The organism is Shewanella sp. M-Br (genome assembly GCF_036245925.1).
GTDB lineage: Bacteria > Pseudomonadota > Gammaproteobacteria > Enterobacterales > Shewanellaceae > Shewanella > Shewanella oncorhynchi.
Genome location: NZ_BJBV01000010.1, coordinates 164167 through 176404, shown reverse-complemented (window position 1 = coordinate 176404; position 12238 = coordinate 164167). Strand labels below are relative to the sequence as shown.

Annotated in this window: 8 protein-coding genes; 6 read left to right on the top strand and 2 right to left on the bottom strand. The window is 46.0% G+C overall.

What is annotated here, in order from left to right; all coding sequences use genetic code 11:
* Positions 1-499: 499 nt before the first annotated feature.
* The gene (locus tag AAA952_RS10805) at positions 500-5053 is read right to left on the bottom strand and encodes an ATP-binding protein (RefSeq protein WP_338256914.1); all 4554 of its coding nucleotides are present in this window, start codon (positions 5051-5053) and stop codon (positions 500-502) included.
* 121 nt (positions 5054-5174) lie between these two features.
* Here AAA952_RS10805 and AAA952_RS10800 point away from each other — a divergent pair, with 121 nt between their 5' ends.
* On the top strand, positions 5175-6086 hold the full coding sequence (locus AAA952_RS10800) for a LysR family transcriptional regulator (RefSeq protein ID WP_105251501.1): 912 nt from the start codon (positions 5175-5177) through the stop codon (positions 6084-6086).
* 164 nt (positions 6087-6250) lie between these two features.
* Here AAA952_RS10800 and blaOXA read toward each other — a convergent pair whose 3' ends face one another.
* Positions 6251-7075 (bottom strand): class D beta-lactamase, encoded by an 825-nt coding sequence (blaOXA, locus tag AAA952_RS10795; RefSeq protein WP_338256911.1) that lies wholly within the window; start codon positions 7073-7075, stop codon positions 6251-6253.
* A 329-nt stretch (positions 7076-7404) separates the two neighbouring features.
* Here blaOXA and AAA952_RS10790 point away from each other — a divergent pair, with 329 nt between their 5' ends.
* From AAA952_RS10790 to gshB, 5 genes are all read left to right on the top strand, one after another.
* Positions 7405-8559: a hypothetical protein gene (locus AAA952_RS10790; RefSeq protein WP_338256909.1), complete on the top strand. Its 1155-nt coding sequence runs from the start codon at positions 7405-7407 to the stop codon at positions 8557-8559.
* A gap of 246 nt (positions 8560-8805) precedes the next feature.
* Complete coding sequence (locus AAA952_RS10785; RefSeq protein WP_338256907.1) at positions 8806-9465, top strand: SprT family zinc-dependent metalloprotease; 660 nt, start codon at positions 8806-8808, stop codon at positions 9463-9465.
* Between the two features lie 173 nt (positions 9466-9638).
* Complete coding sequence (gene endA / locus AAA952_RS10780) at positions 9639-10415, top strand: endonuclease EndA (RefSeq protein WP_173913177.1); 777 nt, start codon at positions 9639-9641, stop codon at positions 10413-10415.
* An 8-nt stretch (positions 10416-10423) separates the two neighbouring features.
* A complete protein-coding gene (gene rsmE, locus AAA952_RS10775) occupies positions 10424-11155 on the top strand; it encodes a 16S rRNA (uracil(1498)-N(3))-methyltransferase (protein ID WP_263208292.1) in 732 nt (243 codons plus the stop codon).
* 93 nt (positions 11156-11248) lie between these two features.
* Positions 11249-12202 carry a glutathione synthase gene (gshB, locus tag AAA952_RS10770; protein ID WP_168826802.1) on the top strand — a complete coding sequence of 318 codons (954 nt, stop codon included), beginning with the start codon at positions 11249-11251 and terminating at the stop codon, positions 12200-12202.
* The last annotated feature ends 36 nt before the right edge of the window (positions 12203-12238 follow it).

Below are 12238 nucleotides of genomic sequence, written 5' to 3'. Positions count from 1 at the left end.
CCCCTATTTTAAGGAAATTTGCAGTTAATTCTAATTATCTAATCTAGCCACACCATACCCACCACTTACCCCCAAAGTTATCCACACCCTGCTCGTTTTAGACTCAGTTTCAACTTAAAATGAGATTTGATGAGCCTCTATTACTACGAATAAAGCATGGAGATTCCGTTAATTCTCGAGGCCAGAGGTGGGCTCTTGATGCTACTTGTTCTGATAAATGGGCGAACGACAGATTAAAGAAACTCTTTGCCGACTTAATCAGAAATACAGGTCGTATTGCACAAAGCTGAGATTGGCCACTTGTTAGTTATGAGCTTATCTATTAAAGCTAAGTTGATTTGTCAAAGACGTCATGCACATTAAGAGTGGCATGTTCGCTTACCTATATTTAGTGACAGATAATTTAGTGGCAATAATTTAGAAGCAATAATTTAGAAGCAAAAAAATACCCGCCAATGACGGGTATTTTCTTATTCAGCTATGGCGTTAAACGCTGAGCTTATTCTTCAACAGGCGAGACCACGAACAGTAAATCGCCTTGAGACACTTGCTGACCATTGCTGTTCAGGATGCGCTCTATACGATACTTCTTATCTTCAGGGTACAGAATCGCACTCTGACGGTTAAAGCCGGCTAAGGTCACTTGCGAGAACATCTTCATCGCTTCTGTTAGTGCTAGCGTTTGATCGACTGTGACTATGTCACCTTCTTTCACAAAATCCGCTTCACCCGGTGCAGAAGAGGTATAGAAGATACCTGCGCCTTGGGCTAACACTTTCAGTTCGTTACTTTCGCCAACACGCAGTGACTCAGTGTCCACTTCCACAGTTTCAGCGGCAGCTTCCATTTCTGCGATCAACGCAGGAATATCGAGCTCAGCCATTAAACGTGGCAGATAGTTAGTATCGTAAACACCTTCGTTAAAGGTACCATCTTTCAGGATCAGCTTGAGTAACGGAATGTTAGTCGCGATGCCTTTCAGCACTACACTGTCTAAGTATTCATACAGTTTGGCAATCACATCTTCACGATTTTCACCGCGCATGATGATTTGCGCAATCAAGCTATCGTAGTATGGCGATACTTCTTTACCTGGCGCAGCAATCGAAATGATTTCCACATCTGGATGATCTGGGAACGCACACTCAGTGATCTTGCCCGGATTTGGGATCAGTTGCAGTATGCCATGGCTATCGAGCGCCGCTTTCTCAGCCGTCACACGTACTTCCATCGCATAACCAATTTCTTTAGGCTCTAACGCTGCAATTGAACGGCCAGCGGCAATATCAAACTGCGCACTAACGATATCAATACCTGAAGTCGCTTCCGTGACTGGATGCTCAACCTGCAGACGCGTGTTCATCTCCATGAAGTAGACTTCGTTAGCATCTAAGTTATAGATAAACTCTACGGTACCTGCGCCCATGTAATCGGTCGCGTCGCCTAAGGCACGGGTATAGGCCAGCACTTGTCGCTTCAGCTCATCCGGCAGCATAGTAGAGCCAGATTCTTCGACCACTTTTTGGTTGTTACGTTGAACCGAACAGTCACGCAAACCTAATACTTTCGCGTTGCCAAACTTATCACGCAGTAACTGAACTTCGATGTGACGTAGTGATGTCACATATTTCTCTAGGTACAAGTCACCGTTACCAAAGGCGGCGGCCGCTTCAGTTGCGGTTTTTTGGAATAAACCAATCATGTCTTCAGGACGTTTTACAACCTGAATACCTTTACCGCCACCACCTTGTACCGCTTTAAGCAATACTGGATAGCCGATTTCGCTCGCCACGTTTACGGCTTGTTCAGCATTGGTCAGAATACCGTGCGAACCAGGCACAACAGGTACGTTTTGCGCTTGCGATGTCTTAATTGCGTTCGACTTGTTACCCATAGTCGTCATTGAATGCACGCTAGGACCGACGAAGTTAACACCGTTATTCACACACAATGCAGCAAACTGCGGGCTTTCTGATAGGAAACCAATACCAGGATGCAATGCATCAACCTGTTCATATTCGGCCACTTTCAGCACTGAGTATGCGTTCAAGTAACTTTCGTCCGATGTATTACCACCGAGACAAACTAACTTGTCGGTTTCTTTGAGCATGTCCGCGGGGACTGACGTCATATCAGGATCCGACGCTACTAATACCACATTGATATTATTGTCATGCGCCTTACGGATCAGTTTCACCGCAGTACAACCACGGGCGTGAACCAATACTTTGTTAATTGGCTTCATTAACTTACGTGGATCGTTCTGCACGATCACTTCTTCTTCAACAGTAGCTTCAACCACTAAGGTCGACAGTGCATTGATGATCACGTCGTTAATTTTTGCCGAAGGCATTGGCATCAGAGGATCGATACCTGCTAACTGAGAGTCTAAATTGTCGCTGAATGGGTTATGGACTAAGCCCGCCATTGCGCCAGGTACTTTTGACAAGTAGTTAGACAGCGTTGCCGTTGATGGTAAGTAAGCTGGCACCACCATTTGACCTGCGAATGGCATGTTAGTACCAGACAGATAGTAAGTTTGCACCAATGGGTGAGTCACAAAACTCGCCTGCGCACCACCGGTACAGTCACCAAAACCAAACATCAGTACTGGCAATTCGTTATCACGAATAAAGCGCGTGATACGATCGTTCACCACAGCCATAGAGAATAGCGCCGCGGCGCCTTCTTTAGTCTGCATACCACCTGAACTGATAAAGCACACAACGGGTAATTTACGCTTAGCACACTCGATTAATAGTGCAGAGAATTTCTCAGCACTGGCCATATCGAATGCACCCGCTTGGAATGCGGTGTTAGACACAGCCACACCCACACGCACTTTTTGACCTTTTTCTTTAAAGTCAGCAATACCTGTGATCAAACCACATGGGCGAATGCCTTTATCTAATGCGTCTTCAATCGATAAACGGAAGCCAGGGAAGTTGAGCAAGTTAGCCGACATCTTGTCGCCGTTGATCTCTTCGAAATGGGTAAAGAACTGCTTCACCACATTTTCCCAAGTCATGTTGCCTTTACGTTTTTCGTCACGCAGCACTTTTTGGATCAATAGATCCTGATAACCCATGGTCAAGCGGTTCCAGAAGTCCTTACGACGACCGATACGCACAGGGTTGATCGCGCCAGTGTACTTGCTGGTATCGCTTTCACTATCGAAATACTCAGGCAGTAAACGCTCGAAGAAGTAAGTCAGTACCACGAATAGACTGTCGTTAAGTTGTGGGAAACCCACACTCTTCCACTGCTCTACTCGCACCAGCAAATCGGCGCGGTTCGATTGACCCATAAAATATTTGAGCCACTTATAGAACTTAGCTTTGTCGTTCGAGGTATCTTGCGTCGACAATGCATGGTCAATTGACTTGTGCAACAGGTTGTTCACTGAGTTACGTGACAAACTCTTCGACATCATGGCTTCTTTAGCGATTGACGCTAAGCTGCCCACAACGTTGTCATACAAGGCATTGAAGATCAGAATGTTATGGCATTGCCAAATAAAGTCTTCACGCAGTTCTTCATTTACCACCACGTCCAGCACAGTCAGCTGATTCAGCTCAGGCCATTTAGCTTGAGTCACAGACTTTGGCAAACTTTCTAAGTGCTGAATCAGCCCTTTAAAGTTGTTAGCCGCATTGCTCTTCCAGCGGTGATACAAAGACCAGCTGATGTTGAATAACAACGCCTTACGTGCTTTTTTATAGTTCTCTTTTGGCTCACCCAAAATCAAACGTGTCAGCATGTTACGCTCGGTAGAAACTTCGTCACGTTTAGCGACAAAGTTAGTCCATAATTTATTCAAATCTTCGTCATAAACTAGCTTGTCAGGGTTAGACAACCAAGCTTGGAACACACGGTCTTGTTCCTGTTGAATACGTGCCAACAGATCACCTTCTGGCACGCTAGCACGTGACAGACGACCATATTGCTCTTGAGAAATAGAATGGATACGGCTACGTAGCGTTAAATAACGCAGATAGCGATAGGCGCTACCGAACAAGTTATGGTGACTGGTCGGGCTCGTTGCCACAGCCAATTCTGCGTTCAGTTCCAAAGCCATCAAATTTTTAGATGGATTAAGGAAACGAGTTAAACTGCGATCATAATGCTCACGTAAATCTTTAGATTCACGCACAAAATTCATCGCTGCACGCTCAACCGCTTCTACGCTGCTAATAATAGCGCGGCGCAGATTGTGCTGACGCTCGTCGCGATCGCCCGGTGAAAAGTCAATAATACCGTCGATACAACCAGAGGTATAAAGCTCTTCTGGTGATACCCCCACAGATTTCGCACATTCTTGCCAAGATAAGTTGTACTTACGGGCAATACTTTGCAGACCTTGTGGCTGGATCGTGTTGAAAATACCGTCACGCAACGACAACAGAATGTTCGCAGCCGCTAATGGAATTGCGCCACCAGAATAACCAGCACCAATTACGATACCGACTGTCGGTACGTCAACGTTGGCACTTTCTGCGATAGCTTTAGAAATTGAATGCGCTTGGTTTTGGCTGTTAGCGATTTCGCCAGCATCCGCCCCTGGGGTATCAATTAAATAGATAATCGGCATAGACAATTCGGCGAAATGACGAATTGCTTTACAAGCGGCGTAATGATGCTCAGGCATCCAAGCACCGTTAGCGGTAGTGCGTTCTTGGGCAATAAAGCCAATACGACGAGTGCGTGAACCAAAGTTCAGCTCGACCTCAGCACTGTAAAAAGAGCCCAAGTGAGTTTCCGTAATCAAACGACCTTTAAGATCGGCAATAATACGTTTTGCACCAGGACGACCTTTATCTTGGGTCGGCTGGATCACTTTAGCAACGTAACCGTCGACATCTAAAGATGCCAAGTCTTTTAAGTTTGCTTGAATAGCATCCTCATTTAAAAGACCTTTAATTTCTTCCGATAAACTCTGTTTACTGTGCTTAGGAAACAGAGAAAAATCTTTTGCCAAATGCTCGGCCTGTAAAAAAAGCGGATCGGGCGTTTGGGCTTGAGTCATGTGTTTGGGCTGATTATTGCTGGTCATCAAAAGATCCTCTGCTTAGCCTCTGAAAATTTTTAGCCAATAAATATAACTTTGTTATCCCGTCAAATGCCATTAAACTGCATAGGACGCTTTGTTCCAAATATGAGACAGTGGGAATAACATGCCAGATTTAAACGGTATGATGCTATTTGCAGCCGTAGTTAGAGCGAAGGGATTCTCCCAAGCTGCACGTGAAACCGGCCACCCAAAATCCACCATAAGTCGCAAAATCGCGCAGCTAGAAGAACAACTTGGCGTGCGATTACTACAGCGAGACACCCGTAATTTGAGTTTGACCCAAATCGGGGCACTCTTTTATCAACACTGTGATTCGATTCGCAATGAGGTAGAAGCGGCCAAAGCAGTTATCGAGAATACTCACGATGATGTGTCAGGATCATTACGCATTGCAATCCCAGTGTCATTTAGCCAAGAACTTATCGCTAACCTCTGTAGCGGATTTATGCGTTTATATCCCAATGTTGAATTGGATGTCCAGTTTACCGACAACGATATTGGTTTAGTCGGTGAAGGATATGACATAGCCATCAAATATGGTCCACTTCAATCGTCGGACTTAGTTGCAAGATTACTGTTTGAACGCCAGCCAATTTTAGTGGCAAGCCCTGCATACTTAAAACTCAAAGGCACACCCGCGACCCCAAAGGAACTCAGCCTGCACAGTGGGATTTTATTGGGGACTTCTCGCTCAGCACCAATTTGGCCATTGGGTAAAGGTTCGCGTAAAACCATGGCGAACTTTCAGCGTAAAGTGAGGGTCAACAGCCCGATAATGGTGAAGCAATTAGCCATAGATGATTTTGGCATCGCCATGTTATCCAATTCAGCCTGTAAGACCGAACTTGCTAATGGACAGCTAGTACCGATTTTACAGGAGTGGCCGATTGAACCTTTTAAGGTTTACGGGGTTTATTCGAGCAGACGCCAACTGGCCACCAACATCAGTGTCTTCTTAGATTTCTTTGTAAAACGCTTCAGCAGCCAAGAAAGCCTGCAATCCCTAATGGGTTAATGTTTCCCGTCGCATCAAGGAAACCTGTTTCAAGAAAGCCCAATAAAAAAGCCTAGATTTGAGTCTAGGCTTTCAGTATCACGATTGATGTCAGCCAAGTAGGCAGCTTCATACGCAATTCTCGCAAGGTTTAGATACGCTATGCTTACGCGACCTAGCATGGGCTAAGGAATAACGTGTTCCCGTTTTAAGATTTCCTTAGTAATGGCTTGACGCAATGGTAAACCTGCGGCGTCGGGAATATCTATATTCATCGCAAAAAACCATACATTATCATCGAGTTCAACCCAACCTACCCACCAGCCAATGCTTGGTTCTGCTCTGACTGCATAACCGGTTTTCGCACGGATAATATAGTCAGAATTCGCTTCAGTCAGCATAGCTTGCTTAACAATACGTAAACTGCGCTCAGAAGCGTGTATCTTGTTGTGATAAAGCTTACGTAGGAAATCGATTTGCTCCGTAGCCGAAATTCGTATGCCACCATCTAACCAAAAGCTATCCAAATTTCCCGAAATATCCTCATTACCATAATCAAACGAGGCGATCATCTTCGACATACGCGCCTCACCAATTTGGCGAGCAAACTCTTGATAGACAGGCACAACCGAATACTTCATTGCAGTAATAAAGTTATGATCACGATTCCAAGTGGCGATATCTCGACTTTTACCATCCCACTTAAAGACTTGATGTTCATCCTTTACCACGCCAAGCTCTAGCGCGATCAAACTGTTAGGAATTTTAAACGTCGATGCAGGTAAAAAACCTTGATTGGCACGTTTAAGATTATTAGTGAATCCCTGTTGCTTGTTTTCATTCCATAACACCACTACGCCTTTAGTTTGATGCTGAGTAAAACTAGCATCCCAACTGCGGGTTTCTTGCCACTCCTTAGCTGTAGTAGATGCAAAAGTCGGCGCCACTAAGCTTGACGACACTAAAATAGACGACATCACCAGCACAGCTGATATGGTGAACAAACGCATAAAGTCTCCTTGTAGAAAAACACACAATCCAATGAACTAAAAAAGTGATTAAGGCTATCACTTAGGGTTTTGGCAAGCCCTAGCAAACTGCTGACCAATTGTGGCAAAAAAGAGGCAAACTAGACCCTATTGCACTGTTGCAGATGGGTTAATGCCAGCGCCATATGATTTGTGATAGAAGATATTGGCATAAGATGACAAAGATCACTGAGCTTAACTTTATTACCCTCAGCTTGTAGTGCATACTTTTTGGCATAAGAGACTATCCGCACGAAAAAATAATCATTATTTCCAATGAATAACGTCTAATCACTACAGGGAAGCCAAACATGTTGAAGCCAGTGTTAACACTCATCCTCACCACCAGCTTAATGACTACAGCCAGTGCCGTGCAGTTATTTGGTGACGTTGAAGTTTCCCGCCTACCAGCAGCCGAAAAAACCATAGGCGACGTAGTCACTCGCTATCAAGCACTTGACGATGGTCTGGCTCAACTGAGCTCAAAGAAAAACGAAGTTGACGCCACCCAATTAGCGGCGCGCCAAGGACACAGATTGTGGCAACAAGCTGTCCGCGATGTACAGTCAGGGCATTTTGACGACCGACCTTTATACTGGGCTCGCCTTGCCATGCTTAATAGTCTAAAAACCACCAGCGCCAACTTTAAAATGGCCGATTGGCAACAAGACATATTAATGAGTGCGGTTGAAAAGGCCTCACGGGGTTTTAGCGATATTCAATATGGTGATGATGTCCAAATCAAAATATTCCTCACGGGTTTCGATCCTTTCTTCCTCGACAAAGATATCACCCAGAGTAATCCTTCCGGCCTAGTTGCCCTCGCCTTGGATGGTTTTCGCTTTGATATTAATGGTAAAACGGCGCAAATAGAAACCGCTATGGTGCCAGTACGTTTTGCAGATTTTGATCAAGGACTTATCGAGTCGCTATTGAGCCCGATTTATCGCGATCCCAAAACCCAATTTGTATTCACCGTTAGCATGGGCCGAACTGATTTTGATATCGAACGTTTCCCTGGACGAAATCGCAGCGCAGCGGCGCCCGATAACCAAAACGTACTCACTGGCGGCACTAAAACCGCACCCGTTGCCCCAAAGCTTAATGGTAAAGATTTTATCGGCCCCGAATTTGTGGAATTTTCACTGCCTGTTTCGGCGATGCAAGTCAAAGATGGTCAATGGAAAGTCAATGATAACCATACTGTCACTACCCTTGCCCGCGGTGAATTTAACGCGACGTCATTAAACGAACTGCAAAACGAAACCTCAGTCGAAGGCTCTGGCGGCGGTTATCTCTCTAATGAAATCTCCTATCGCGCCATAGTCTTACAGCAAAAGTTTAATAGCCATGCCAAGGTCGGCCACATTCACACACCAAGAGTCAAAGGCTATGACGCCGATACTGAGCAAGTCATAGTCGAACAAGTACGCACTATGGTGATGCAGGCGGCAGCGAGTTTATAGCCAAGCCACACTGGCTGAAACTGGCATTGTCAGATAGCGTTCGCTATGATGCGAACGCTTGGCCTGACTCTTATTTTAAGGGCTGATTTGGAAGGCTGAGTATAAGAGCGGATTGCAAGAACAAGCGTTCGAATGCAGAAGCCAAGCGCCATACTTAGGATTGGCTTCATAGCTGATGCTTCTATAACCAAATGAGTGTTAAGCACTCAATTTTATCTTTAACCGACGAGATCCAACGCTAACCCTATGCTGAAACCCGCTGACTTACTCAATGCCTTACGCCGTCGCAGCAGTGAAGCACTTGCCCCGCTGACAAAATCGACGTACGCAGTCTTGGGCCAAAGCCAAGATAAGTCGCAGGGGATAATGAGTCCACCAGCACCCAATCCGACTCAGGCACATATTTTCACTGGTTCATCACGCCCACTCTCGTCACTACAAATTCAAGTACTAGAGCGAATTGAAGCCTGTTATCAAGAGGCCGAGATATCGCTTAAGCGCACTTTTCCACGCCCAGTCACTCAATTTAGTCTAAGGGGTAAGAGTGCGGGTACGGCTCATCTGCAACAGAATCGCTTGCGATTCAATCCTGTATTGCTACGCGAAAACAGCGAGGCATTTCTGACTGAGGTCGTCCCCCACGAAATTTGTCATTTGCTGTGTTTTCAGCTTTTTGGCAAAACCAAGCCCCACGGTAAAGAATGGCAATCTTTGATGTTAACGGTATTTAAGGTCAATCCGAGTACCACACATAGCTTTAATACCACTTCAGTTACGAGTCGCGATGTTGAGTATCGCTGCGCCTGTGGACCGATTCGACTGAGTATTCGCCGCCATAACAAAGTGTTGCGTGGTGAAAGTCGTTATATCTGTAAACGCTGTAAGACCCATTTAACGGCAATCTAAGCACTCTTCGCGCACAATCCTCACAACCACTCCAAAATTGGAATTTCAGCATTTGGGAATTACGTGAGTAAAAAGTACGACTCAATTTGCATAAACAGCGATATTTCCCTTACCATCACGCCATAAAAGATGAGCCAAAGGCTCGCGTAGTGTTTGTTATTTTGGGATAAATTTTGAACATAGCTTCTTTAACCGTTAATTCACGGCGACTTTTGTTGTGCCTAATCACTTGGGCGGCGACCTTATCTGTGCCCGCAAGTGCCTCAGTGTCACATCCCAGCAGTTTCAGCCAAGCGAAAACCAAGTCACAGGCGCTCTACGCAGGCAGTCGCCAAGGTACTCTGCCCGCAGTCAGCTTTTACTGTGGCTGTGAAATTCAGATCAAAGGCAAATCGTGGAAACCCGATCTCGCCAGCTGTGGTTATCAAGTCCGTAAACAGGAAACCCGCGCCAACCGTATCGAGTGGGAACACATAGTCCCCGCCTGGGAATTTGGCCATCAACTCCAATGCTGGCAAAAGGGCGGCCGTAAAAACTGTGCCGATAACAGTAATGAATTTAATAAGATGGAATCGGACATGCATAATTTGGTACCCGCAATTGGTGAGGTCAATGGCGATCGCAGCAACTTCCGGTTTAGCCAATGGAACGGTAAGGCCGACCAATATGGCCAATGTGCTATGGTAGTCGACTTTAAGAATCGTCAAGCACAACCTCCCGCGAATACCCGCGGTAAGATAGCCAGAACCTACCTCTATATGCAGCAGACCTATGGTCTTAAAATCGCCTCTAGCCAATTAAAATTGTTTAAGGCATGGGATAAAACCTATCCAGTTGATACTATTGAGTGCAAACGTGATAACGCCATAGCGCAAACCCAAGGTAACCATAACCCCTTTGTACAGAATGCCTGTAATGCGCCACCACAGCGTCAACAATTAGCCGAATAAGGTCGACAATGAGAGTCCCAAGAATTTATCAACCTCAGCCATTAGCCATCAATCAACAGTTGAACTTAGACGAAGATGGCACGGCCCATATCGGCAAGGTGCTACGCATGGGCAACGGCGAACATATCAGTCTATTTAATGGCGATGGCAATGATTATCTTGCTGAAATTGTCGATGCAGGTAAGAAGCATGTCACAGTAAAACTGCTCTCCTGTGAGGCCAATTTATCTGAGTCGCCACTCAACTTGCACTTAGGCCAAGTGATTTCCCGTGGCGATAGAATGGAGTTCACCATTCAAAAATCAGTCGAGCTTGGCGTGAATACGATTACGCCGCTGTTTTCAGATCGCTGCGGTGTGAAACTCAACGGTGAACGCCTAGAGAAAAAAATTCAGCAATGGCAGAAGATCGTCGTGAGCGCCTGTGAGCAATCGGGACGCAGCCAAGTGCCCATGGTTCGCCCAGCGATGGACTTGCACGATTGGTGCAGTGAGCCGACCTCGGCGCTTAAACTCAATTTGCATCCACGTGCCGCACACGGTATCAATGGCTTAGATTTAGCCCATACCCGCGTGCGACTATTAATTGGCCCAGAAGGCGGTTTGTCGGCGGAAGAAATCGCCATGACAGAAACCTATCAGTTTACCGATGTGTTGCTTGGCCCCAGAGTGCTACGCACCGAAACCGCCTCGCTCACCGCCATTACTGCACTGCAACTCAGATTTGGTGATTTAGGCTAGACCGTCCACAACCGCACACAGCGGTGGTATGGCACCCCATTATCCAATAAATGCTTTTTTGCCTGCAAACGGCGACAAATAAGGAACAGATTAATGATAAAACTCGGCATAGTGATGGACCCCATCAGTGAGATCAACATTAAGAAAGACTCCAGTTTTGCCATGTTAATGGCCGCGCAGGAAAGAGGTTATCAGCTGTTTTATATGGAAATGGCCGATCTTGCCATGGTCAACGGTGTGGCTATGGCCAATATGCGTCCGTTAACTGTTTTCAATGATGCGAGCAAATGGTTTGAACTCGGCGAAGCTACAGACACGCCGATGAGCGAACTGGACGTGATCTTAATGCGTAAGGACCCGCCATTCGATACTGAATTTATCTACGCAACTTACATGCTTGAACGCGCCGAAGAACAAGGCGTGTTGATCGTTAACAAGCCACAAAGCTTACGTGATGCTAACGAGAAACTGTTTACCGCATGGTTTAGCGAATTCACCCCAGAAACGATCGTGACCCGTGATGCCAAACGTATCCGCGCTTTCCACCAAGCGAAGGGCGATATTATTCTTAAGCCACTTGATGGTATGGGCGGCACCTCGATTTTCCGCGTGAAGCAGGACGACCCAAACCTTGGGGTCATCATAGAAACCTTGACCAGCTATGGCCAACAATATGCCATGGCGCAAGCCTTTATCCCTGAGATAACCAAAGGCGATAAACGCATTTTAGTGGTCGATGGTGAGCCTGTGCCCTACGCCTTGGCGCGTATCCCAATGAAAGGCGAAACCCGTGGTAACTTAGCGGCAGGCGGAAGCGGTGTGGCTCAACCTTTATCCGACAGCGATTGGGCAATTGCCCGCGCCATTGGTCCAGAACTTAAAAAACGTGGACTGATTTTTGTCGGCCTCGATGTCATTGGTGACAAGCTGACTGAGATCAACGTAACCAGTCCAACTTGTATCCGTGAGATCCAAGCAGCATTTGATGTCGACATCACCGGCATGTTAATGGATGCTATTGAAGCACGCATTAACACCAAAGCATAAAAATTTACCAACGAGTTTGTTGATTTAAGGCGCTTT

Coding starts and splice junctions, on each gene's coding strand:
- AAA952_RS10805 (WP_338256914.1), bottom strand. CDS start 5,053: ATGACCAGCAATAATCAGCCCAAACACATGACTCAAGCCCAAACGCCC.
- AAA952_RS10800 (WP_105251501.1), top strand. CDS start 5,175: ATGCCAGATTTAAACGGTATGATGCTATTTGCAGCCGTAGTTAGAGCG.
- blaOXA (WP_338256911.1), bottom strand. CDS start 7,075: ATGCGTTTGTTCACCATATCAGCTGTGCTGGTGATGTCGTCTATTTTA.
- AAA952_RS10790 (WP_338256909.1), top strand. CDS start 7,405: ATGTTGAAGCCAGTGTTAACACTCATCCTCACCACCAGCTTAATGACT.
- AAA952_RS10785 (WP_338256907.1), top strand. CDS start 8,806: ATGCTGAAACCCGCTGACTTACTCAATGCCTTACGCCGTCGCAGCAGT.
- rsmE (WP_263208292.1), top strand. CDS start 10,424: ATGAGAGTCCCAAGAATTTATCAACCTCAGCCATTAGCCATCAATCAA.
- gshB (WP_168826802.1), top strand. CDS start 11,249: ATGATAAAACTCGGCATAGTGATGGACCCCATCAGTGAGATCAACATT.